Below are 23,651 nucleotides of genomic sequence, written 5' to 3' on the forward strand. Positions count from 1 at the left end.
ACCATTACCGCCCCCGCATCGACAGGAGCTTTTCATGTATCAATCGCAAACCGTCATCGGCCTTACGATGGCGTCCAAGGACACCGCCCTGGCCGACTGTGTCTGGCCGGAAGACGCGCTGCACTACATCCCCGACTGGGTCTACACCAGCCGCGCCGTCTACGACCAGGAAGTGGAAAAGATCTTCCACGGCAAGACCTGGAACTACGTGGCCCTGGAAGCCGAGCTGCCGAACCCGGGCGACTACAAGCGGTCTTATGTGGGGCCGACCCCGGTGGTGGTGTCGCGCGCCGAAGACGGCTCGGTCAATGTGTTCGAGAACCGCTGCGCCCACCGCGGCGCGGAGTTCTGCCGCCACAGCCAGGGCAACGCCAAGGAATTCGTCTGCCCCTACCACCAGTGGTCCTACGACCTGAAGGGCAATCTGCAGGGCATCCCCTTCAAGCGCGGCGTGAACCGCGAGGGCGGCATGCCCAAGGACTTCAAGAACGAAGACCACGGCCTGCGCAAGCTGCGCGTCACCACGCGCAACGGCGTCATCTTCGCGTCCTATAGCGATGAGGTCGAACCCATCGAGGAATACCTGACACCCGAAATCCTGGCCGATTTCGACACCGTCTTCCCGGGCAAGAAGCTCAAGATCCACGGTTACTACCGCAACGAGCTGCCGTGTAACTGGAAGATGTACCACGAGAACCTGAAGGATCCGTACCACGCAACCCTGCTGCATTCGTTCCTGGTGGTGTTCGGGCTGCTGGTGGCGGGCAACAAGTCCGCCATGCTGGTCGATCCGGTGCATGGCCGCCATGGCACCATGGCCTCGGCCAAGAGCGAGGACAAGTACGCCAACGTCAGCGAAGAGAACAAGAAGGAAATGCGCTCCTTCCACGACGGCCTGCACCTGCAGGACGACCGCTTCCTGGAGTTCGTCAAGGAATTCGACTCGCCCTGGTCGGTCACCATGCAGACCGTCTGGCCCAACCTGATCGTGCAACGTGAAATGAACACGCTGGGCGTGCGCCAGATCGTGCCCAACGGGCCCGACAGCATGATCATGCAATGGACCATGTTCGGCTACGAGGACGACACGCCCGAGATGGAGCGCCATCGTCTGCGCCAGGGCAACCTGATGGGGCCGGCCGGCTTCCTCGGCCTGGAAGACAACGAAGCCATGAAGTTCGTGCAGGAAGGCGTGCGCCGCGCCAGCACCGACGTCAACGTGCTGAAGCTGGAGTCCGGCAAGCAAGGCACCTCCAACACGCTGATCTCGGAAGCCGCGATCCGCTCCATGTACAGCTATTACCGCAGCGTGATGGGCTTCTGAGGCAGGAACCAGGAAACATGAGAACCCGATTCGAATACTCCCCCCGCAAGATCGATCCCGCGCGCGCCATCGCGCTGCGACTGGAGATCGAGGAATTCCACGCCGACTACTGCGCCGCCCTGGACGCGGGCCAGGTCGAGGCCTGGCCAGACTTCTTCACCGAGGACGGCCTGTACCGCGTCACCGCGCGCGAGAACGCCGAACTGGGCCTGCCCGTCGGCCTGGTGTACTCCGAAGGCCGCGCCATGATGCATGACCGCGCCGTGGCCATTTCTCGCACCCAGATGTTCGCCCCGCGCTACATGCTGCATCTGGTCAGCAACACCCGTGTCATCAGCGAATCCGCGAATGGCGAGATCGAGTCCCAGGCGGCATTCATGCTGATGCAGACGCTGGTGGAAGGTCCCACCACCCTGCACCTGGCCGGCACCTACTACGACCGCTACACGCGGCAGGACGGCGTGCTCAAGCTGAAGGAACGGCAGGTGGTGTATGACACCACCATCCTGGCCAACGACCTGGTCTATCCCGTCTAGAACGCGGAAGGGCAATGTAAAAAAAGGGTTGCGCCCCGTGGCGCAACCCTTTTTTTTGTTCCGGTCTGCGGCGCCAGCTCAGGCCTGCGTAGCGCGCATGGCTTCGTCCCGCGTCAACACGGTGGCGTACTTCTGCTGCATGTCGAAGAGGTTGGCGTCATGCGGGCCGATGGCGCGGTCGCCCACGCAATCCGACACCACCAGCGGCCGGAAGCCGTACTGCATGGCGTCCACCACGCTGGCCCGCACGCAGCCGCTGGTGACCGCGCCCGCCACCAGCAGCGTCTGCACGCCGCGTTGCGACAGCCAGGCCGCCAGGCTGGTGCCGAAGAACGCCGAAGGCACCGTCTTGCGCACCACCAGTTCGCCGGCCGCGGGCGCAAGCTGCGGCACGATGGCGCTGTTGTGGTCCGCTTCCTTCAGGGTCAGCATGCCCGGCACCTTCAAGGTGAAGATGTTGTGGTCCGCGTCGTCGTCGGCGAACACGATGCGGCTGTGCGCCACCGGCCAGCCCTGCTTGCGCGCATGCGCCAGCAGGCCTACGGTCTGCTCGATGGCCTGGGGGATGTTGCCGCCGCCGAACACAGCCGGATCGGCAAAGCCGTTGACCAGGTCCACGATCAGCAGGCCATAGGGCGCCTTGGGCGCCATCGCCGTGCCGAAACCCTGGCGCGCGTAGGCCGAGATATCGTCATTCATGTAGGGAACTCCTAGTACGGTGATTGCGTGCTAAGCCTGGAGGCCGGCGCCGTCCAGCACCTTGCCCTGGCGCACCACGTCCTCCCCGTCCAGCCGCACCGTGCAGGCGCGCAGGGGGATGTCGATGTGGCAGGTGGTGGTCCGGTTGCCGCCGGCCTCGTTGTTGGGACCCAGCGAGAACAGGAAATTGCCCTCGTAGGCGCGCGCGTCCATGCCTATGGTGGCCTCGCGGTCGTACAGCCCCAGCGTGGTCCAGTGCGCGCGCGGTTGCAGGCCCCAGCCTATGTGCGAAATCGCGTAGGCTTCCGGGTCCTTGAACGAGGCCACGTACTCGCGCAGCAGTTCCGCGTCCACGCCGCCGTCGATGCGCGTGGCGTAGCCGTTCTCGACCGTCAGCTCGATGGCCGAGCGCACGTAGAGCTTCTGCGGCAGCAGGATGTCGCCGACGTCGATCACGATCTTGCCGTTGGCGCCGCCTTCGTTCGGCCAGGTCAGCACGAAGCCGCTGGGCCAATGGTCCCAGCGCCCGGGTTCGTCGACGAAGCCGTATTCGCTGATGGCCGGGAACTCGCCCAGCGGGCAGCGCAGGTCCGTACCCGCCTCGGATACCACGCTCATCTCGCGCGCCGCGCCGATGCGCGCGGCGGCCGCCTTGACCCGCGCACGGTCGGCCTCGGTCGGCACCAGCCGCGCCAGCACTTCCGGCGGCTCCACCGCCAGCAGGATCTTGGTGCCGGTCGCCAGGATCTCGTGCTGTTCCGGAGAGAACAGCAGCGTCATCAGGTCCAGTACCAGGTCGCTTTCCTTCAAGGCCGCAATGGCGGCCTTGTTGCCGGTCAGCGGCGTGGTGCCCAGGTAGGCCAGCGAGTCCCGGCTCAGCGCCCGCTCGCCATTGACGGGCGGCAGGTCCAGGCGGTTCACGATGGCGCCCATGGCTTGCGTCGCGATCAGCGCCGTCGCCAGGGTTTGCGGATGGGTGGCCGCGCTGGTCAGCACCGTGACGGTCTGCCCCGCTTGCAGCTTGGACAGGGTCAGCACCTGCTGCCAGGCCTTCACCATTTCATAGTCGCTTATAGGCATGATGCCCTCCTTGCTTGACGGTCGCGCGCTTCAGCCGCGCGCCAGCGGCGCGCCCAGGAAATCGCCGAAGGCGGCATAGAAGCCTTCCTCGTTGTCCCACGGAATCATGTGGCCGGCGGCGGGCACGCGGTGGTGTTGCGTGCCGGGCGCCAGCCGTTGGATCTCGGCCACGTCGGCGTCCAGCACCACGTCGCCCCGCTCCGCCGTGATCAGCAGCACCGGCACGTCCAGGCGCGGCAGGTCGGCATGGATGTCGTCGCTCTGGAAGGCCTCGAAGCTCTGGATGATGGCGCGCTCGTCGCAGGTGTGCAGCCATTCGGCGCGCAGCTGGCGCTGCTCCTCGGTCCAGGTCGGGCAGAACGCGCGCATGGCCTCGGCGTCCATGCCGTGCCGCGCCTGCGCCATAGAATCGACGTACCAGGGCAGTTTGGCGGGATACGGCCGGCGGCCGGGACCGGACACCGGCGGGTCCACCAGGACCAGGCGGCTCAGTCCTGCCGGCTTGCCGCGCCCGGCGCGCACGCCGATGCGTCCGCCCATCGAATGGCCGACCACGCTGTAGCGCGCCAGGCCCAGCGCCTCTGCGAAGGCCAGCACGTCGGCGGCTTGCGCGTCCAGGCTGTAGTCCAGCGTCGCGCCGGCTGCGGACAGGCCGCGGCCCCGCACGTCCAGCACATAGGTGTCGAAGGCCGCGCCGAAGCGCTCGCCGACGAAGCCCCAGGTGACCGCCGGGCTGGTGATGCCCGGCACGATGATGACCGGATCGCGCCCCGCCCCACGTTCGCCGCCGTAGCGCAGGTAATGCTGGCGGATGCCGTTGGCATGGACGTTGCCGCCGTACAGGAAGTTGCTCATGTCGGTCTCCCGGGCTGGACTCAGAGTTTGAACAGGCGTCGCGCGTTGCCGTTGCAGATCAGTTCGCGGGTCGCGTCGTCCATCGGCGTCTGCTCGATGAATTCCACGGCGAGCGCGGTCGATTCGTAGGGATAGTCGACCGAGAACATCACCGCCTCGCGGCCCATTTCGGCGATGGCGGCCATCAGCGTGGGAGGCGAACAGACCCCGGACGTGGTGATGAGGATGTTGCTGCCCAGGTATTCGGAAGGCGCGCGCGCCAGCTTGATGCCGTGCGAATAGACCGCGAAGCGGCTGTCGAAGCGCCAGCGCAGGAACGGCAGGCCTTCGCCCATGTGGCCCAGGATCAGCTTGACGGCGGGGAACCGGTCGAACACGCCGCCGAACAGCAAACGCAGCGCATGGGTGGCGGTTTCGACGCCCCAGCCCCAGCATGCCCCCACCAGCTCGGGGTGGCCCGAGTAGGCCTGCGGAATGACGTAGGGATCGGACGGGTGCAGGTAGACGGGCACGTCCAGCTCCTGCACCTTTTCCCAGAACGGGTCATAGGCGCGGCCGTCGTAGTACACGCCATTGGTGTGGCCGTTAATCAGCGCGCCCTTGAAGCCCAGCTGTTTGACGCAGCGCTCCAGTTCTGCGGCGGCGACCAGAGGATCGTGCATGGGCACGGTGGCGAAGGCGCCGTAGCGCGTCGGGTGGCGGGCCACCTGCTCGACCAGGAAATCGTTGTTCTCCTTGGCGCGGCGCAGCGCGACGGCGGCGTCGGCTTCGGCCTGCACGCCCGGCCCGGTCTGCGACAGGATGACATAGTCGATGCCGCCGCGGTCCATTTCGCCCAGCCGGACTTCGTCGAAATCCACCAGGCGCGCGGCCAGGTCGGCCAGCACGGCGGGATCGATGTGCTGCGCGAAGCTCTTCGAATAGTCCTTGAATCCGACCGCGGTGTAGTGCTCCTCAAACGCGATCTTGCGTACTTTGCTCATTCCCCTACTCCCAGTTTGATGGCGCGGACCCTGTCCTGCCACGGCGCGTCAGCATTGTTTATCAGTACACTGACTATTACATCGGAACAACCGGAATCGCGCGCAGCCGCTTTCCCATTGGGAAAAGCCCTGCGAGGGCTTCCGAATTTACGTCAGTATACTGACTTTATAGTCAGCGTACTGACAAATTAGGGAAATCCCGAAGCGCAAAAAAAGGCCGCCGCGGCGGCCTTGCCCGCAGGCGGCGTTCAGCCGTCTTCGTCCAGGTCGGCAGGCGTGTCGACATCGCGCAACACCCCGGGATCATCGACGGGGACCAATTGCAGGCCTGGCCCTTTGAGCAGCCGCCGCGCGCCTTCGTCCCCGCTCAGCGCGGCGAGTTGCGCCAGCAGGTCTCCGCGGAATCCCACCGGGTGGCCGCGCTGCCCCTGGTACGAGGGCGCGGCCATGGGCGCATCGCGCAGCGCCTCCAGCACGCTCGCCAGGCTGGCGCGCTGGATCCAGGGCATGTCGGCCAGCGCGACCAGCACCGTGGCAGGCGTGCCGGGCAGGCCCTGCAAATACTGCGCCGCCGCGGCCAGACTGGCGCCCATGCCCTCCTCTGCCCGGTCGGTCTCCAACACCACGCAGTCTTCGGCCCGCAGCAATCCGGCCAACGCGGCGCTGCCGGGCCGCACCACGGCGACGACCATCTCCACCGCCGCGCGCAGCGTGCGCGCGCTGGCCGCCGCCACCCGCGCGCCCTGCGGCAGCGGCGCCAGCAGCTTGTCGGCGCCGGGCCGCCGCGCGGCGTAGCGCGAGCCCCGCCCCGCAGCCAACAGGATGCCGACGCGCGCGGGGATCGGGTAGGGATAGACACTAGAGACAGTCGCCATGATGATCAGTATAGTGAATATAAGCCGTGGCAGCGCCGCGGCCTTTCACTGTGAGAAGCCGATGAACGCTCTGGATCTGGACGTATTGCAACATGCGCGGGACTGGGTAGCCGCGGGCAGCCGCGTGCACCTGGTGACCGTGGTGCAGACCTGGGGATCGGCCCCGCGCCAGGCCGGGGCCATGCTGGCGCTGCGCGAGGACGGCCGCATGGTCGGGTCGGTTTCCGGCGGCTGCATCGAAGACGACCTGATGCTGCGCGCCCGCGAAGGCACGCTCGAGGATGCCCCGGCGCGCCTGACCTACGGCGTCACCCGCGACGAGGCCGCGCGCTTCGGCCTGCCTTGCGGCGGCACGTTGCGCCTGATCAGCGAACCGCTGCGCGACACGCAATGGCTGGACCTGGTGCTGCAAGCCATACGCGGCCATGGCCTGATCCAACGCACGGTGGACCTGCAGGACGGCAGCAGCTCGGTGTCTCCCGCCGGTCCGGCCGACGGCCCGGACTTCGACGGCCGCATCTTCCGCAGCGTGTACGGCCCGCGCTGGCGGCTGCTCATCATCGGCGCCAACCAGACCGCCCAGGTGCTGGCCAACATCGCCGCCACGCTGGATTTCCACGTCACGGTCTGCGACCCCCGCGAGGAGTTCTACGGCGACTGGAACCAGTCCCAGGCTACCTTGCTCACCAGCATGCCCGACGACGCCGTGCTGGAAATCGGCACCGACGAGCGGACCGCCATCGTGGCGGTCACCCACGATCCCAAGCTCGACGACATGGCTTTGCTGGAAGCATTGAAATCGCGGGCCTTCTATGTGGGCGCGCTGGGTTCGCGCGCCAACCAGCAGAAGCGCCGCGAGCGGCTGCGGCTGTTCGACCTGGACGACAGCCAGATCGCCCGCCTGCACGGCCCGGTGGGCCTGCGCATCGCCAGCAAGACGCCGGCCGAGATCGCCGTGGCGATCGCGGCCGAACTGATCTGGGTGCGCAACACGCTGGGCGACGGCGAAGCCGCCCGCAGCGCGCCGCAGACCAGCGCGCTGCAAGGCTGAGCCAGGCAGCCGGCCTCGGCCCTACATGGGTTTGAGCGTGGTGCGGCTGTACTGGTTATTGGCTTCCACCAGGGTGGAAAGCAGCTTCATGAAGATTTCCTGATTGCGCGTGGACAGCGGCTCCAGCAGGCGCTGCTGGGCGCGCGCCATGCCTTCCTGCAGGATGCCCATGATGCGCAGGCCTTCCTGGGTGATGACGGCCTGGCGCGAGCGCTTGTCGTTGGGATTAATGCGCCGTTCCACCAGGCCGCGCTCCTGCAGGCGCTTGACCACGTCTGCGGTGGTGGTGCGATCCAGCCCCAGCTCCATGCCGATGGCGGTCTGGTCCAGCCAGGGACTGAGCGACAGCGCGGTCAGCACGCCATACTGCACCGGCGTCACGTTCTGCGTCTTGCACTCCTCGTAGAACATGGCGTAGTGGATCTGGTTCAGGCGCCGCACCAGATATCCCGGACGCGACCAAAGCACCTGCTTGGCCGGATCGAAGATCTTGGTGTCTGTCTTATGAGTTGCGACGCGCTTCTGGGACGTCGTCTTTTTCTGTACATCCGGCACGTTGAGGCAGCTCCAGTTTAGTTAGTGTGCTGAGGATAATACCACCGGCCCGGCCTGGCGCGCCTGCTGCGCCAGATACTCCTTCAAGGTCTGCACCAACGCCGCCGCGGCGGGCGACAGGCTGCGGTTGCGGGCCGTGACCAGCCCGATCGAACGCTCGGCCACCGGTCCGATCAGCGGACGCTGGACGATGCCATTTTGCGCTACCGCCGCGGCGGCGATTTCGGGCAGCGCGGCAACGCCGAATCCGCATTCGACCATGGCGACGATGGTGGTCAGATGCTCGGCCTCGAAGGCCGGCGTAAAGCGTATCCGGTTCTGCAGGAAAGCCCATTCCGTGTACTGCCGCACGCTGCTGGGCTGCACCATGGACACGTGCCCCGCATCCGCCGTATCGGCCCAACGCAGCGGACCGCGGGCGCGCGCCAGTGGATGGGCTTCGGGGATCAACAGCAGGAAACTGTCGGACATCAGCGGCACGTAGTGCAGATCCGCATGCTGCGGGTCCGCCGCGGTCAGGGCGAAGTCGACTTCGCCCGCGCGCACCAGATCGAAAGCCGGCCCGGACAAGGTATCGCGTACTTTCAGGGCGACCAGCGGATGGGCCTGGCGATAGGTCATGAGCACCCGCGGCAGCAGGCGGGCCGCGATCGAGGGCAAGGCCGCCACCGACACCTGCCCCTGTTCCGCGTTGACGATGCCGCTGACCGCGGCAATGGCGTCGCGGAAGGCCACTTGCAGCGCAGCAGCCTGCTGCATGAAGACCTCGCCGGCGGCGGTGAGGCGGACGGTGCGCGTGGTGCGGTCGAACAGGCGCACGCCCAGCGCCTCCTCGATGCGCTGGATCTGCGTGGACAGAGCCGATTGCGACAGGTGCAACTGCGCGGCGGCCTGGCGGAAGTTGAGCGTGCGGCCCAGCACCAGCGTGGTATCGATATCGCGCATCGAAAGATTGATCTGCATGCCTGGCGCGGCCCCTCTATTGATCTAAATATAAGATCATTCTATCCAAAAAATCTGATTCATCAATCAAAACAGGTTCTCTACACTCGCCCGCAGCGTAGTTTCAGATGAAGGAGCAAACCATGCAGACGGACGCGATAGCACTGCCCAATCCGGGCGCGGCGCATGCGGTGGTGGTGGGCGGCGGCACCATGGGCGCCGACGTGGCCGTGGTATTGACCCGCGCGGCCTGCCGGACCACGGTGATCGAATCGAATGCCGAGCGCGCGGCGGGCGTGCCCGCCCGTGTCGCGGAAAACCTCAAGACCATAGGCCGGGAAGCGAACGCCGCCCTGCTGTCCACCGCCGCCAGCCTGGACGAGGTGGACTGGTCCGGCGTGGACCTGGTCATCGAGTGCATACCCGAACGCCTGGACATCAAGCAGGCGCTGTTTGCGGACCTGGCGCAACGCGCCCGGCCCGATGCCATCCTGGCCAGCAACAGCTCCAGCTTCCCGATCAGCGCCATCAGCCAGGGCCTGGCTACCCGCGGCCGCATGCTGGGCCTGCACTTCTTCATGCCCGCGCATCTGGTGCCGCTGGTGGAAGTGGTGCTGGGCGAAGCCAGCGACAACGCCTGCGCCGACACGCTGATCGAATTCATGCGGCGCTGCGGCAGCGTGCCGGTGAAGGTGCGCCAGGACCTGCCTGGCTTTCTGGCCAACCGCCTGCAGCACGCGCTGTCGCGCGAAGCCTTCGACCTGATCGACCGCGGCATCGCCTCGCCGGAAGACGTGGACGCGGCAGTGCGTTTCGGCTTCGGCTTCCGCTTCCTGGCGGCCGGCCCGGTGATGCAGCGCGACCATGCCGGCATCGATGTGCATGCCGCCGCCGGCGCCACCATGTACCCCACCTTCTGCAACGCCAGCGAGCCGGCGCGCTGCCTGACCGAACGCGCCCAGGACGGACGCCACGGCATGAAGACGGGCGAAGGTTTCTACACCTGGACGCCCGAAACCATTGCTGCCGAGCGCGCGCGCTACGACCGCCTGTTACGCGCCGGCCTGGACCTGATTGCACCCGAACTGCCGGAGATCAAGCCGTGAGCAACACCCCCCTGCCCCGCGCCGCGCTGGCCGACTCGCCCGTCATCATTACCGTGGCGCCCAATGGCGCCTACAAAAAGGCCGCCGACCATCCGGCCGTGCCGCTTACCGCCGAGGCTCTGGCGCACGAAGCGCGCGCCTGCCTGGACGCCGGCGCCGCCATGATGCACATGCACGTGCGCAAGCCTGACGGCAGCCACCTGCTGGACGCCCAGGCCTACCGTGACGCCCTGGCCGCGGTGCGCGGCGCCTTGGGCGACGAACTGCTGGTGCAGGTGACCAGCGAAGCCGCCGGCGTCTACAAGGCGGCCGAGCAGATCGCCCTGGTGCGCGAATTGCAGCCCGAGGCCGTGTCCATCGGGCTGCGCGAGATCGCCGTGCCGGAGATCCCGGAAAGCGAGCTGGCGGCTTTCCTCGCCTGGATCGCCGAGCGCCGCATCATGACCCAGATCATCCTGTACGACGAGGGCGATGTGCGCCGCTGGCTGTCCCTGCGCGCGCGCGGCCTGGTGCCGCCAGGAGCGTGGTCGGTGCTGTTCGTGCTGGGCCGCTACAGCGCGGGCCAGACCTCTTCGGCCTATGACCTGCTGCCCTTCCTGGCCGCGTACGACCAGTCCCTGCCCTGGGCGGTATGCGCCTTCGGCCCCGAGGAAAACGCCTGCGTCACCACGGCCGCGGCGTTCGGCGGCCACATGCGCGTGGGTTTCGAGAACAACCTGAAGCTGCGCGACGGCAGCACCGCGCCGGGCAACTCGGCGCTGGTATTGCAGGCCGCGCAAGGCGCGCAGGCATTGGGCCGCCCGCTGGCCACGGCCGCCGACGCGCGCCGCATCTACGGGGCGATCGGCTGACTCCGCCTGGGCGGCGCTACTGCGCCGCCCCTTCTATCGCTTGCGCAACGCTGATTGCCTGCTCCTCCGAGTTCATCGTCAGGTTCAGGATGCCCCCCTCCATGGGGCCTGCGATGCGCGGCACGCCCACCAGCCTGCCGTCTATCGTGAACACCAGCCACTTCCCGGGGTACTGGCGGCCGATCTGCGCCAGCTTGCGCGCGCCTGGCGGCGTGAATCGCAAGCTGACAAAAGGCTGCCCCTCCCGAGTCTTCATGGGCGTGGCGGTATTCAGGTCCGCCCGGGTAAGCGCGGGCGCCAGCAGGAAGTAGTAGGTCTTGTCGGACATGCGCAGCTCGCGCAGATCGGCGCCCGGCTGGTCCTGCGCCAGGCGGAACTCGACCGCCGGGATGGCCGTCCGCGCCCGCGCCGCAGTGTCTTGCGGCGCAGGCTGGGCGGCGCGGGGCGCGGCATTCGCGCCCTTCTGAGCCACCATGGGCTGGCAAGCCGCCAGCAATGCGCTCGATGCAATCAAAGCCGGAAGAATGATGCGACGTGTCATGGCTGTATACCTCTCATGGATCATTGAGGCCGCAGCTGCGGGCCGCGAGCCTGCGTTCGTGCCACATGTACTCACCATTGATATCCCACTCCCACGCTAGCGCCGTAGTCGCCGCGCGAACTGCTGCTGGCCAGGCCCTTCACCACCCATCTTCCGCTGTCGGACACCGTGGACAGCCCCATGGCAAAGCCGCTTTCTCCGCGCCACGTACCGCCGCCCATGCTGAACATGCTCCTGCCGGGCAGATAGGCCTGCGGCAGCGCCGACATCGCCATGGCGGAAGCCACGCCGGCGCTCAACCGGTTGTCCAGCCCTTGCACGTTCTTGCGCAAGCCCGCCACCTGGTTGCTCAGGCCGCTTTCTACTTCTCGCAACTGGCTCACGTTCACCGCGTCGGTTCCCGCAGCGCCGCGGGCCACGTTCGTGATCTGGCGTTCGGCTCCGGCCGCGCCCACCGAAACCGTGTCGTCGCGGTCGGCGACAGACCCCGCGCCCAGCGCCACGGCATTACTGCCCGACGCCTTGCTGCCGTTGCCCAACGCCGTGGCTCCCGCGCCGGACGCCTGCGCGCCATTGCCGATCGCGGTGCTGTTCTTACCCGAGGCCACGGCGCCCGCGCCGCCCGCCGCCGAGTTGCCGCCGCTGGCCTTGGGCGGCTTGGCCGCCTTTACTTCCTGGCTGGTCTGGAACATGCCCGCGGCGCCATTGCCGATGTTCGTCACATCGCCTTCGATGCCGGTCATGCGTTCGTCCAGCGCGGTGAGTTGGTCGCCGACCTGGAGCACATTGCCTGCCACGTCCTGCAAGCGTTTGTCGGTATAGTCGTTGGCCTGCTTGAGCGCGCCGTCCAGTTGCCGCAGATTCACGGCGTCCGTGGCCTCGCGGCCGTCGGCCAGATTGCTGAGCGTGCGTTCCGCGCCCGACGAGCCCACCGACACCGTGCCGGCCGACTTGTTTTGCGCCTCCGAATACTTGCCGGCATAGCTCTGCGCTCCCCGGTCCGCCACGGCGCCCCCGCCCAACGCCACGTCGCCATCCTTCCCTGCGACCGCGCCGTTGCCCAAGACCACCGAGTTCACCCCATTGGCGGCCGCACCCGGTCCGACCGCGATACTGCCTGGACCATTGGCCTGTGAATCCGGCGGCGCCGCCGACGCCCCGCCGTTGGCATGGAAGTACTTGATTCCGGCGCCGCCCTTGGTGAAGTTGTCAACCGTATCGCCTATAGCCTTCACGTACTGGTTGGTCTCGAACAACTGCGAACCATTGACCGCATCCGTGCTGTCCGCCGACAGCGTGCCCCGCGCCACGTTCCTCAGCACGGTGGCCGCCCCGCCGGGATTAAACGTCACCATGCCGTAGTTGCTGGTGCCGTCCGCATTGAGGTCGTATTTCACCCCTCCCGCGTCGAGCCCGCTCACATTCGAGGCCAGCGCCTTCAACTGGCTGACGTTCACGGCGTCGGAATCCACAGTACCCGCAGCCACCCCGTTGATCTGCCGATACATGCCGGCATCGGCGTCACCCACAGACAACGCGGCCAAGGTGCTGCGCGTGGCGTTCACGGACGCGCCATTGGCGCCCAGGGGCACATATCCTGCTGCCCCGGCCACCGTCTTGGCGACCGATCTCGCACCCAGCGCTACGCCACCGCCCGCGACAACCTGGCTGCCCGCGCCCAGGGCCACCCCCTGGACGGCATCAGCCAGGGCCTGCGTTCCCGCCGCAATGCTATCCGCTGACGTGGTACGCGCCTGCTGTCCCAGGGCGATGCCGCCGGGCGCCCCCTGGTCCACTACCGCCCGATCCCCGATCCCCAGGCCGCGGTCCCCATTGACCACGGCCTGCGGGCCGACCGCGATCGACTCAAGCCCTACCGCCAGCGAATCGGAAGTCGTCGAGTTCACATGGAAGTACTGGGTCCCAGTGGTCGTCAAGGAGCCGATCGCGCCGGTCAGTTGGCGCAAAGTCACCGCATCATGCTCCTCGGTCCCGTCCGCCACGTTGGTAATCTGGCGGTACGCGCCATCGCGACCCACGGATACCGCTCCCAGCAAGGTGAGATCCGCCGTGTTGAACGGCACCAGGGCGCCACCGCTGCCGACCGCAAGGCTGCCCGAGGTCGGCGTCAGCGCCCGGGCGGACACGGAGCCTGAACCCAGCGCCACGCTCCCTTCCTGGCTCGCCTGGGCATCGCGTCCCAACGCCAGCGCGTCGCCGGCCGACGTCCGCGCGTTGTAGCCCAGCGCCGTGCTGCCCACGCCCTGCGCGTAGGCATCATCTTCCGCCAGCCCCAACTCGTTGGTCCGCGCATAACGCAAGCCCAGCCCATTGTCGGCCTTGCTGATCAGGCTAGGGTTCCCCGTCAGGTGTGTGTACGTGTCGCCCATGGTCGTCAGGGTATCGCCCATGCCCGTCAAGGTATCGCCCATGCCCGTCAGCCTGTCGCCCACGCGCTGTACGTCCTGGTTCGTCTCGTGCAGTTGCGCACCGTTCACCGCATCGGTGCTGGTGGCCGTCACGGCCCCGCGCGCCAGGTTGGTCAGCCTGGTGCCGCCCGTCATGCCGCCGTCCGTCGATGCCGATCCCGCCAGCGTGATCAGGCTCTTGGGATCGCCCGCGTTGCCGTCATAGGTCACCGCCCGGTCGCCCAGGCTGCCCACGTTCTCGGCCACGGACTTGAGCTGGCTTACGTTCACCGCATCCGTGTCGGACGCGCCCGCGGCCAAGTGGCTGAGGCGGCGTTCCGCGCCCGCCGAGCCTATGCTCACTTCGCCCACCGGGGCAACGCCCGCCACCGCCGCCGTACCTGAGCGGTACGCCGCCGCGCCCAACGTTGCGCCGTTGGCGACCGCGTTCGCGCCCAGCGCCACGCTGCCGGCATGGCTTGCCTGGGCCTCGCGGCCCAGCGCCAGCGCGTTGTCGGCCGTGGCTCGCGCGTTGTAGCCCAGCGCCGTACTGCCGGGGTTCTGCGCGTAGGCATCGCTGGGTGTCAGCCCGCGCTCGTTGGTCCGCGCATAGCGGATGCCCAGGCCGTTGGCGTCCGTGTACGTTGCGCTCGTGTCCCCGGTGAGATTCGCCAGCGAGCCGCCGAGGCTGGTGAGCGTATCGCCCAAGGTCGTGACCGTACCGCCGATGGTCGTGACCGTATCGCCGAGATTCGTCACGGTGTCGCCCAGGGTCGTGACGGTGTTGCCCATGCTGGTCACCGTATCGCCCATGGTCGTCACCCTGTCGCCCACGCGCTGCACGTCCTGGTTCGTCTCATGCAATTGCGCGCCGTTCACTGCATCGGTGCTGGTGGCCGTCACGGCCCCGCGCGCCAGGTTGGTCAGCCTGGTGCCGTCCGTCGATGCCGATCCCGCCAGCGTGATCAGGCTCTTGGGATCGCCCGCGTTGCCGTCATAGGTCACCGCCCGGTCGCCCAGGCTGCCCACGTTCTCGGCCACGGACTTGAGCTGGCTTACGTTCACCGCATCCGTGTCGGACGCGCCCGCGGCCAAGTGGCTGAGGCGGCGTTCCGCGCCCGCCGAGCCTATGCTCACTTCGCCGACTGGCGCAGCGCCCGCCACCGCCGCCGTACCTGAGCGGTACGCCGCCGCGCCCAGCGTTGCGCCGTTGGCGACCGCGTTCGCGCCCAGCGCCACGCTACCGGCGTGGCTTGCCTGGGCCTCGCGGCCCAGCGCCAGCGCGTTGTCGGCCGTGGCTCGCGCGTTGTAGCCCAGCGCCGTACTGCCGGGGTTCTGCGCGTAGGCATCGCTGGGTGTCAGCCCGCGCTCGTTGGTCCGCGCATAGCGGATGCCCAGGCCGTTGGCGTCGGTGTATGTCGCGCTCGTGTCCCCGGTGAGATTCGCCAGCGAGCCGCCGAGGTTGGTGAGCGTATCGCCCAAGGTCGTGACCGTACCGCCGATGGTCGTGACCGTATCGCCGAGATTCGTCACGGTGTCGCCCAGGGTCGTGACGGTGTTGCCCATGCTGGTCACCGTATCGCCCATGGTCGTCACCCTGTCGCCCACGCGCTGCACCTCCTGGTTCGTCTCGTGCAGTTGCGCACCGTTCACCGCATCGGTGCTGGTGGCCGACACGGCCCCGCGCGCCAGGTTGGTGAGCCTGGTGCCGCCCGTCATGCCACCGTCCGTGGATGCCGATCCCGCCAGCGTGATCAGGCTCCTGGAATCACCTTCGTTGCCGTCATACGTCACCGCCCGGTCGCCCAGGGCATTCACCGCCTGATTCGTCGCATTGAGCTGCGAACCGTTGACGGCATCCGTGCTAAGGGCGCCAAGCCGCCCCGCCGCAACGTTCGTGATGGAGCGCTCCGCACCCGTGCTGCCCACGCTGACCGTGCTGGCGGGCGCCGACCCGGCGAACGAATAGGACCGCCCCGCGATCGCGGCGCCAGACGTGCCGACGGCGGCAGCAGTCGCGGAGCCCGCCCCCAGCGCGACGTCGTCCGAGTTGGTTGCGACCGAATCGAACCCCAACGCCATGCTCCGCGCCGCCAGCGCGTTGGCATCGTTGCCTACGGCCAACGCCGCGGCGCCCGCAGCCGCCGAGCTATTGCCCAGCGCGACGGCGCCTGGTCCCGAGGCCCGATTGGCATTGCCCAACGCCACCGAGTTTTCACCGATCGCCGAGCTGCCGCGACCGATAGCCACCGCGGAGAAGTTTCCTGTTGCGCCATCAGCCACGCTGCCGATGCCCAGGGCCACATCGCCATCGCGCCGTGCCTGCGCACGCGTGCCTATCGCAACGGAATCCGCCCCCATGGCACGCGATTCTCCTGCGACCGCAACGGCGTTGAGCCCCGATGCCTGCGCACCCGCCGCCGCCGAATTGGAGGAATTATTGCCGCCGATCGCGACGCTGCCGACGGCCGTGGCACGCGCCCATTGACCAAGAGCGGTCGAACCCAGGGCAAGGGCTCCGGCCTGCATGCCTACAGCGGTGCTCCGAATTGCCGCCGTAGCCGCAAACCCCAGGGCGGTCGCGGCATTGCCCGTCGCCGTCGCTTGAAAGCCCAGGACCTGCACGCCGGTGTAGCCGCCGCCATCGGCATCGCATCCGATAACGTTGGACCACAGGCCGGATCCATCGCTCGGAGTCTTGCCCGCAGGATAGGCTACGCCGTCGGGTCCCGTCGCCTTGGGAGAGGCGCAACCATTCGGGTTGTACGTTGATGCATGAACCTGCGGACCCGTACCCGCCAGACCGGCAAGTATCGCAAGCCCCGCTGCGATATCCAGCCGCATGTTCAGCTTCAGGCGCTTCCGAATGGACTGCCGGCCTCCCGCCGCGTCTTCGTCCGCATCGATCCAAACGTTCCTGAGTATCTTGTTCATGAATGGATGCTCCAGTTCAAAAACTCTAGGGAAGTTCTCGTCTACGCAGCCATTACGTGTGACTCAAACGGCACCCGGAACACGCTGCGGCGACTAACGCCACCCGCTATGCAAGCGGCCCGGCTCTCGCCAACTGCGCCACGCAAGCGGTCGATCTATTGATGGAGATGGAAAAGGAAATGCGCCAGGACCAACGCGGGACGCCTCGCTTGCCGGCGGAGGAGTCCCGCAGCGACTGCATCGGGTGATGCATTGAGGCCAAGACTACGGCGCGCAATTGCAATCGCACATTGCACTTGGGCCTATGGGACGTATCGGCGCAGCCTTCCTATGCCGGCTGGCCGCAGGTAGGTAACAGCGGAAACCAACATTTCCGCCGTTCCACCCACTAAACAAATGGACCGCTCATCCGTCTCAGAATCGGGGCATTGGTTTCATGAGGAGCGTTCCGTGGATTTGTTGGCAGCGATACGCATTTTTCTCCGCGTGGTGGAACGCGGAACCATCTCGGGCGCGGCGCGCGATCTCGACATGAGCCAACCATCCGTGAGCGAACGCATCGACAAGCTGGAGCGTTTCCTAAGCGCCCGCCTCTTGGTGCGCAGTTCGCGCAAGCTGAGCTGCACGGCTGAAGGCCGGACGTTCTACGAACAGGGCAAGCAGCTGCTGGACGCGGCGGAATTGACAATAAATTCCGTATCGTTAAGTAACGCCAAGATACAAGGAAGCCTGAGACTCGCCGCGCCGCAGTGCCTGGGCGAGATCGTGGTTCCCAAGGCCCTGATGAACGTGCGCACGGCACACCCCGATCTGCACGTGGATCTCATGCTGAACGACACCATCGCCGACCCGGTCACCGAGGGCCTCGACATTTCGCTGCGGCTGGGCCGCCTCAATGAAAACGGAGGCTATATAGCTTTCCCGCTTGGCTGGGTGGCCCGCAAGCTGGTCGCGGCGCCTTGTTACCTTGCGGCTCACGGCCCCATAGAAACGCCGGCGGACTTGGCCTTCCATCCGTTCATTCGTTTGAAGGCCATTTTCGCGAACGACCAAGTGCCGCTCTCGCGCGAAAACGGGCCGGTGGTCCAGACGCGCATCAGGACCGCCATGACGGTCAGCCACTGGCGTCCCATGTACGATCTGATCCTCTGCGGCGGCGGCATCGGCATCCTGCAGCATCCCGCGTGCGCCAAGGCACTGGCGCAAGGACGCCTCGTCGAACTGCTGGACGGCTATCGCGTTCCGCCGCTTCCGCTCAATGCGCTGATTCCGCCCCTGCGTCCGATGCCGCAGCGCGTGCGGGCGGTCCTGGACCTGTTGAAGCGGGACATTCCAGCGCTGCTCCCGCCAGCTGCTTGAACCGCCCATCGGTCCCAGCACATTGTTACGCCGTGGTGCAACATTGACGCCCTTCAAAGCCATCTGCTAAAAGCTTCGGTATCCGCACGTTAAACGCAATGCCCCAACTGTCGTAGTGAGGTGCTGTGTGCAAAACGAGTCCGATGGCTACACCAAGCCTCAGGAACTGCGAAGTTTCCTGTTCCTGACGGCCGTCATGGCCCCCGTCCTGTCGGTCATCATCGTGGCAGGCTACGGTTTCCTCGTCTGGTTCTATCAGCTGATTGCCGGCCCTCCCGGTAGCTGATGCGACGCGACGGAACCCCTCCCATGTCCGCGCTCCCCCACTCCGCGCCGCCTGCGGCGCCGCCAGAGCTGCACATCGCCAGCATGGTGGTGCACGCCGCGCCGCGCCGCTTGCCCGACGTCCGCCAGGCGATTCTTGCAATTGCCGGAGCGGAAATCCATGGCGCTTCCGACACCGGAAAGCTGGTGGTCACCCTGGAAGCCCCCTCCACCGACGACATGATGGCCCGGATCTCAGAGATCCAGCGCCTGGATGGCGTGCTGGCTTCGGCGCTGGTCTACCAGCACGCCGACTCGCTGGACGCGATGAACGAGGAGATTGACGATGGCAATGGCTCGTAGAGACTTCATCAAGCAATCTGCCGCGGCCGCGGCCGCGACTGTGGCTGGCATACCCATCGTCGGCTACACGCAGAACATCGTCACCGAATCCGAGGCCGCCAAGCTCAAATGGTCCAAGGCGCCCTGTAGGTTCTGCGGGACCGGCTGCGGCGTGAACGTCGCCGTGAAGGACAACCAGGTCGTGGCCACGCACGGCGATTTCAACGCCGAGGTGAACAAGGGCCTGAACTGCGTCAAAGGTTATTTCCTGTCCAAGATCATGTACGGCAACGACCGGCTGACCACGCCGCTCTTGCGCATGAAGGACGGCAAGTACGCCAAGGACGGTGAATTTGCCCCGGTGTCCTGGGACCAGGCCTTCGACGTCATGGCCGAGCAGTTCAAGCGCGTACTGAAGGACAAGGGTCCCGAGGCCGTGGGCATGTTCGGCTCGGGCCAATGGACCGTCTGGGAAGGGTATGCCGCGCTCAAGCTGATGAAGGCGGGCTTTCGCAGCAACAACCTGGACCCGAACGCGCGCCACTGCATGGCCTCGGCCGCGGTGGGCTTCATGCGCACCTTCGGCGCTGACGAGCCCATGGGCTGTTACGACGACATCGAGAACGCCGATGCTTTCGTACTGTGGGGCTCCAACATGGCGGAGATGCACCCGATCCTGTGGACCCGCGTGACCGATCGCCGACTGTCCGCGCCCAAGACCAAAGTCGTCGTGCTGTCCACCTTCGAGCACCGTTCCTACGAGCTGGCCGACATCGCGCTGACCTTCACGCCGCAGACGGACCTGGCGATCCTGAACTACATCGCCAACCACATCATCCAGACCAAGCGCGTGAACCGGGATTTCGTGGACAAGCACACGACTTTCCGCGAAGGCAATGCCGACATCGGCTACGGCCTGCGGCCCGATCATCCGCTGCAGAAGGCCGCCAAGAACGCGGGCGACGCCGGCGGCTCCAAGCCCATCACGTTCGACGATTTCGCCAAGTTCGTTGCCAAGTACGACCTGGACTACACCGCCAAGCTGAGCGGCCTGCCCAAGAAGCAGCTGGAAGAGCTGGCCGAACTCTATGCCGACCCGAAGGTGCGCGTCACATCCTTCTGGACCATGGGTTTCAACCAGCACACCCGCGGCGTGTGGGCCAATAACATGGTCTACAACATCCATCTGCTGACCGGCAAGATCTCCACGCCGGGCAACAGCCCGTTCTCGTTGACCGGCCAGCCCTCGGCCTGTGGCACCGCCCGCGAGGTGGGTACCTTCTCGCACCGCCTGCCGGCCGACCTGGTGGTGACCAATCCCAAGCACCGCGCGCACGCCGAGGAAATCTGGCAGCTGCCCGACGGCACGATCCCCAGCAAGGTGGGTGCGCATGCGGTCCTGCAGAACCGCATGCTCAAGGACGGCAAGATCAACGCCTATTGGGTGATGGTCAACAACAACATGCAGGCCGCGGCCAACCTGATGAATGAAGGCCTGCCCGGCTACCGCAACCCCGACAACTTCATCGTGGTGTCGGACGCCTACCCCACCGTCACCACTATTTCGGCCGACCTGATCCTGCCGGCCGCCATGTGGGTCGAAAAGGAAGGCGCCTACGGCAACGCGGAACGCCGCACCCAGTTCTGGCACCAGCTGGTCAACGCGCCGGGCGAGGCGCGCTCGGACCTGTGGCAACTGATGGAGTTTTCCAAGCGCTTCAAGGTCGAGGACGTCTGGCCTGCGGATCTGCTGGCCAAGAAGCCCGAATACCGCGGCAAGACGCTGTTCGACGTGCTTTTCGCCAACGGCAAGGTCAACCGCTATCCCAACACCGAGCGCGACAAGGACTACGCCAACCAGGAAGCCGAGGCTTTCGGCTTCTATGCGCAAAAGGGGCTGTTCGAGGAATACGCCGAATTTGGCCGCGGCCATGGCCACGACCTGGCGCCGTTCGATACCTACCATGAAGTGCGCGGCCTGCGCTGGCCCGTGGTCAAGGGCAAGGAAACGCTGTGGCGCTACCGCGAAGGCAGCGACCCCTACGTCAAACCAGGAGCCGGTTTCGAGTTCTACGGCAATGCCGACGGCCGCGCCGTGATCTACGCCCTGCCCTATGAACCGCCCGCGGAATCGCCGGACAAGGAATACCCGTTCTGGCTGTCCACCGGACGCGTCCTGGAACACTGGCATTCGGGCTCGATGACGCGGCGGGTGCCGGAACTGTACCGGGCCTTCCCCAACGCGGTCTGTTTCATGCACCCCGATGACGCCCAGGAAATGGGCCTGCGGCGCGGCGTCGAGGTGGAGGTCGTGTCGCGGCGCGGCAAGATGCGCACGCGCCTGGAAACCCGCGGGCGCGACAAGCCGCCGCGCGGCCTGGTGTTCGTGCCCTGGTTCGACGCTGGCCAGTTGATCAACAAGGTCACGCTGGACGCCACCGATCCGATCTCGTTCCAGACCGACTTCAAGAAGTGCGCGGTCAAGATCGTCAAGGTCTGAAAGGCGAACCGGAGACAGCCATGAACCTACGCGCCCTTACTCTCGCGACATGCGTCATCCTTGGTTCGGCCGCCTGGGCGGCGCCGCCGCTGGAGGTCGAAGACCCCATGCGCGGCCCCACCCCGGTCGCGCAGGAAACCGACCCGCCGCTCATCAGTCCGGTCGAAAACAAGGACATCCGCCGCATGCGCACGTATTCCATGCAGCCGCCCACCATTCCGCACAAGATCGACGGCTACCAGGTCGACAAGGACTTCAATCGCTGCCTGGCCTGTCACGCCCGCGTGAACACCGAGGAAACCCAGGCCCCGCCCCTGAGCGTGACCCACTACATGGACCGCGACAGCAACGTGCTGGCGGAAGTCTCGCCGCGCCGCTACTTCTGTGTGCAGTGCCACGTGCCGCAGACCGAGGCCAAGCCTCTGGTGTCCAATACTTATCAGGACATCGATGTGATCCTCAAGCGCCTGTCCGCCCCGGCGCCCGCCAAGAAGTAAGCGACCGGAGGCAGCCATGCTCGGACTCATCAAGCGCTACTGGAACATCATCCGACGGCCCAGCGTGCATTTCAGCCTGGGCTTCCTGACGGTCGGCGGTTTCATCGGCGGCATCCTGTTCTGGGGCGCCTTCAACACCGCCATGGAACTCACCAACACCGAGAAGTTCTGCACCGGCTGCCACGAAATGCGCGACAACGTGTACGCCGAGCTGAAAGGCACCATCCACTTCACCAACCGCTCCGGCGTGCGCGCGCTGTGCTCGGACTGCCACGTGCCGCACAACTGGACCGACAAGATAGCGCGCAAGATGCAGGCGTCCAAGGAAGTCTGGGGCAAGATCTTCGGCACCATCGACACGCGCGAAAAGTTCGTGGAGAAGCGCCTGGAGCTGGCCCAGCACGAATGGGCGCGCTTCAAGGCCAACGATTCGCTGGAATGCCGCAACTGCCACAATTACGAGTACATGGACTTCACGCGCCAGAGTCCGCGCGCGCAGAACATGCACTCCACCTATCTGGCGGACAAGAGCAAGACCTGCATCGATTGCCACAAGGGCATCGCCCACAAACTGCCGAACATGGGACCGGGCCCGACCTCCATGGCGCCCGAGCCCACGGGCCCGGGCAAGGAAGTGGCGCATGCGGCCCGCTGATGCGCCGCCGCCCATGCTTTGCGCGCGCGGCCTGACCAGCCGCCGCGGCTATTCCGCGCCCGTGGATTTCGAGCTGCATGGCGGCCAACTGCTGCATGTGCGCGGCGCCAACGGCAGCGGCAAGACCAGTCTTCTGCGCATGCTCGCGGGCTTGCTGCGGCCGCTGGCCGGCAGCGTGCTGTGGCGCGGCGGCGACGCACGCCACGACCCCGCCGGCTACCGTGCCTGCATGGCCTACCTGGGGCATGGCAACGGCCTGTGCGGCGAACTGAGCGCCGCCGAGAACCTGCGTTACGCCCTGCACGTCGCCGGCACGCCTCAGGCAGAAACTCGTTTATCGGACACCTTGTGCGCATGGCGCCTGGAATCCTGCGCCGACATGCCCGCCCTGCGCCTGTCCCAGGGACAGGGCCGGCGGCTGGCGCTGGCGGCGGTCGTGCTCGGCGCCAAGCCCCTGTGGCTGCTGGATGAACCCGACGCCGGGCTGGACACTGCCAGCCTGGAGCAATTGCGCCTGGCGCTGGAAGCCCACCTCGCGGCTGGCGGCGCCGCCGTGCTCGCCTCGCACCGCGAACCTGGCACCGCCGCCGCGCATACTCAAACCCTGGACATGGATGACTACGCGGATGCTGGCTACGCTGTCGCAGTTGGCATTGCGTGAAATCCGCCTGGCCTGGAGACGGCCCGCGGACACGCTGGGCGCCACCCTGTTTTTCATCGTGGCCGGCACGCTGTTCCCCCTGGCGGTCGGTCCCGACCCTGCGCTGCTGCTGGCCATCGGGCCGGGCGTGCTGTGGGTCTGCGCCCTGCTCGGCATCCTGCTGACGCTGAACCGGCCTTTCGCCCAGGACTACGACAACGGCGCGCTGGAACAGCTGCTGGTGTCGCCGCATCCGCTGCCGCTGCTGGTGGGCGCCAAACTGGCGGCGCACTGGTTCAGCAGTTGCCTGCCCCTGATCCTGGCCAGCCCGGTGCTGGCCCTGCAATTCGGCCTGTCGCCGCAGGCCATCGGCATCCTGGTCCTGTCGCTGCTGCTGGGCACGCCGACGCTGGCGCTGGTCGGCGGGCTGGGCGCGGCGCTGACGCTGGGCCTGCGCGGCGGCGCCCTGCTGCCGCTGCTGGTGCTGCCGCTGTATGTGCCGGTGCTGATCTTCGGCGCTGGCGCGGTGTCGGCCTCGCACGCCGGCATGGGCGCCGGACCGCAATTGTCATTGCTGGGCGCATGCCTGTGCCTGGCCATCCTGTTATGCCCCTGGAGCGCCTCGGCGGCGCTGCGCGTGGCGCTGGACTGAGG

22 protein-coding genes are annotated in these 23,651 nt (G+C 66.7%); 13 read left to right on the forward strand and 9 right to left on the reverse strand.

What is annotated here, in order from left to right:
- The first annotated feature begins 34 nt into the window (after positions 1 to 34).
- Together DXK93_RS27945 and DXK93_RS27950 are read left to right on the forward strand one after the other, a co-directional pair.
- On the forward strand, positions 35 to 1,324 hold the full coding sequence (locus DXK93_RS27945; RefSeq protein ID WP_119451812.1) for an aromatic ring-hydroxylating dioxygenase subunit alpha: 1,290 nt from the start codon (positions 35 to 37) through the stop codon (positions 1,322 to 1,324).
- A gap of 17 nt (positions 1,325 to 1,341) precedes the next feature.
- The gene (locus tag DXK93_RS27950) at positions 1,342 to 1,860 is read left to right on the forward strand and encodes an aromatic-ring-hydroxylating dioxygenase subunit beta (RefSeq protein ID WP_059378451.1); all 519 of its coding nucleotides are present in this window, start codon (positions 1,342 to 1,344) and stop codon (positions 1,858 to 1,860) included.
- A gap of 78 nt (positions 1,861 to 1,938) precedes the next feature.
- Here DXK93_RS27950 and DXK93_RS27955 read toward each other — a convergent pair whose 3' ends face one another.
- The 5 genes from DXK93_RS27955 to DXK93_RS27975 form a co-directional block, all read right to left on the reverse strand.
- Entirely contained in the window at positions 1,939 to 2,559 is a 621-nt protein-coding gene (locus DXK93_RS27955; protein ID WP_119451813.1) for an N-carbamoylsarcosine amidohydrolase, read from the reverse strand.
- A gap of 30 nt (positions 2,560 to 2,589) precedes the next feature.
- Entirely contained in the window at positions 2,590 to 3,639 is a 1,050-nt protein-coding gene (locus DXK93_RS27960) for a 2,5-dihydroxypyridine 5,6-dioxygenase (protein ID WP_054459034.1), read from the reverse strand.
- A 30-nt stretch (positions 3,640 to 3,669) separates the two neighbouring features.
- Positions 3,670 to 4,494 (reverse strand): alpha/beta fold hydrolase, encoded by an 825-nt coding sequence (locus DXK93_RS27965; RefSeq protein WP_054459033.1) that lies wholly within the window; start codon positions 4,492 to 4,494, stop codon positions 3,670 to 3,672.
- A 20-nt stretch (positions 4,495 to 4,514) separates the two neighbouring features.
- Positions 4,515 to 5,477: an amidohydrolase family protein gene (locus tag DXK93_RS27970; RefSeq protein WP_059378445.1), complete on the reverse strand. Its 963-nt coding sequence runs from the start codon at positions 5,475 to 5,477 to the stop codon at positions 4,515 to 4,517.
- A 248-nt stretch (positions 5,478 to 5,725) separates the two neighbouring features.
- Positions 5,726 to 6,352: an NTP transferase domain-containing protein gene (locus DXK93_RS27975; RefSeq protein ID WP_054459028.1), complete on the reverse strand. Its 627-nt coding sequence runs from the start codon at positions 6,350 to 6,352 to the stop codon at positions 5,726 to 5,728.
- A gap of 61 nt (positions 6,353 to 6,413) precedes the next feature.
- Between DXK93_RS27975 and DXK93_RS27980 the strand changes: the two genes are divergently transcribed.
- Positions 6,414 to 7,403: an XdhC family protein gene (locus DXK93_RS27980; protein WP_119451814.1), complete on the forward strand. Its 990-nt coding sequence runs from the start codon at positions 6,414 to 6,416 to the stop codon at positions 7,401 to 7,403.
- A gap of 21 nt (positions 7,404 to 7,424) precedes the next feature.
- Here the strand turns inward: DXK93_RS27980 and DXK93_RS27985 are convergent, their stop codons facing one another.
- Complete coding sequence (locus DXK93_RS27985) at positions 7,425 to 7,892, reverse strand: MarR family winged helix-turn-helix transcriptional regulator (protein ID WP_370127811.1); 468 nt, start codon at positions 7,890 to 7,892, stop codon at positions 7,425 to 7,427.
- Positions 7,893 to 7,979: 87 nt separating this feature from the next.
- On the reverse strand, positions 7,980 to 8,921 hold the full coding sequence (locus tag DXK93_RS27990; protein WP_119451815.1) for a LysR family transcriptional regulator: 942 nt from the start codon (positions 8,919 to 8,921) through the stop codon (positions 7,980 to 7,982).
- A 122-nt stretch (positions 8,922 to 9,043) separates the two neighbouring features.
- On the opposite strand from DXK93_RS27990, the gene DXK93_RS27995 reads away from it, so the two are divergent.
- Together DXK93_RS27995 and DXK93_RS28000 are read left to right on the forward strand one after the other, a co-directional pair.
- Positions 9,044 to 10,006 carry a 3-hydroxyacyl-CoA dehydrogenase family protein gene (locus tag DXK93_RS27995; protein WP_119451816.1) on the forward strand — a complete coding sequence of 321 codons (963 nt, stop codon included), beginning with the start codon at positions 9,044 to 9,046 and terminating at the stop codon, positions 10,004 to 10,006.
- Positions 10,003 to 10,857: a 3-keto-5-aminohexanoate cleavage protein gene (locus DXK93_RS28000; protein WP_119451817.1), complete on the forward strand. Its 855-nt coding sequence runs from the start codon at positions 10,003 to 10,005 to the stop codon at positions 10,855 to 10,857. The genes DXK93_RS27995 and DXK93_RS28000 overlap by 4 nt, the downstream gene beginning before the upstream one ends.
- A 16-nt stretch (positions 10,858 to 10,873) precedes the next feature.
- On the opposite strand, the gene DXK93_RS28005 is transcribed toward DXK93_RS28000, so the two are convergent.
- Positions 10,874 to 11,398 carry a preprotein translocase subunit SecD gene (locus DXK93_RS28005; protein WP_147400291.1) on the reverse strand — a complete coding sequence of 175 codons (525 nt, stop codon included), beginning with the start codon at positions 11,396 to 11,398 and terminating at the stop codon, positions 10,874 to 10,876.
- Positions 11,399 to 11,469: 71 nt separating this feature from the next.
- A complete protein-coding gene (locus tag DXK93_RS28010) occupies positions 11,470 to 16,740 on the reverse strand; it encodes a YadA-like family protein (RefSeq protein ID WP_119451819.1) in 5,271 nt (1,756 codons plus the stop codon).
- 450 nt (positions 16,741 to 17,190) lie between these two features.
- Here DXK93_RS28010 and DXK93_RS28015 point away from each other — a divergent pair, with 450 nt between their 5' ends.
- The 8 genes from DXK93_RS28015 (at position 17,191) to ccmB (ending at position 23,649) form a co-directional block, all read left to right on the forward strand.
- Positions 17,191 to 18,099: a LysR family transcriptional regulator gene (locus tag DXK93_RS28015; protein ID WP_119451820.1), complete on the forward strand. Its 909-nt coding sequence runs from the start codon at positions 17,191 to 17,193 to the stop codon at positions 18,097 to 18,099.
- 127 nt (positions 18,100 to 18,226) lie between these two features.
- Positions 18,227 to 18,385 carry a periplasmic nitrate reductase, NapE protein gene (gene napE, locus DXK93_RS28020; protein ID WP_013393095.1) on the forward strand — a complete coding sequence of 53 codons (159 nt, stop codon included), beginning with the start codon at positions 18,227 to 18,229 and terminating at the stop codon, positions 18,383 to 18,385.
- A gap of 23 nt (positions 18,386 to 18,408) precedes the next feature.
- Positions 18,409 to 18,726 carry a chaperone NapD gene (locus tag DXK93_RS28025; RefSeq protein ID WP_054459214.1) on the forward strand — a complete coding sequence of 106 codons (318 nt, stop codon included), beginning with the start codon at positions 18,409 to 18,411 and terminating at the stop codon, positions 18,724 to 18,726.
- Positions 18,710 to 21,205: a periplasmic nitrate reductase subunit alpha gene (gene napA, locus DXK93_RS28030; protein WP_054459212.1), complete on the forward strand. Its 2,496-nt coding sequence runs from the start codon at positions 18,710 to 18,712 to the stop codon at positions 21,203 to 21,205. Before DXK93_RS28025 ends, napA begins: the two co-directional genes overlap by 17 nt.
- Before the next feature lie 20 nt (positions 21,206 to 21,225).
- A complete protein-coding gene (locus DXK93_RS28035; RefSeq protein WP_054459211.1) occupies positions 21,226 to 21,702 on the forward strand; it encodes a nitrate reductase cytochrome c-type subunit in 477 nt (158 codons plus the stop codon).
- Between the two features lie 16 nt (positions 21,703 to 21,718).
- Positions 21,719 to 22,357 (forward strand): cytochrome c3 family protein, encoded by a 639-nt coding sequence (locus DXK93_RS28040; protein ID WP_054459208.1) that lies wholly within the window; start codon positions 21,719 to 21,721, stop codon positions 22,355 to 22,357.
- On the forward strand, positions 22,344 to 23,018 hold the full coding sequence (gene ccmA / locus DXK93_RS28045) for a heme ABC exporter ATP-binding protein CcmA (protein WP_119451821.1): 675 nt from the start codon (positions 22,344 to 22,346) through the stop codon (positions 23,016 to 23,018). Before DXK93_RS28040 ends, ccmA begins: the two co-directional genes overlap by 14 nt.
- On the forward strand, positions 22,984 to 23,649 hold the full coding sequence (gene ccmB, locus DXK93_RS28050) for a heme exporter protein CcmB (RefSeq protein ID WP_013393089.1): 666 nt from the start codon (positions 22,984 to 22,986) through the stop codon (positions 23,647 to 23,649). Before ccmA ends, ccmB begins: the two co-directional genes overlap by 35 nt.
- The last annotated feature ends 2 nt before the right edge of the window (positions 23,650 to 23,651 follow it).

The sequence above is a fragment of the Achromobacter sp. K91 genome (assembly GCF_003576205.1).
Lineage (GTDB): Bacteria > Pseudomonadota > Gammaproteobacteria > Burkholderiales > Burkholderiaceae_B > Achromobacter > Achromobacter aegrifaciens.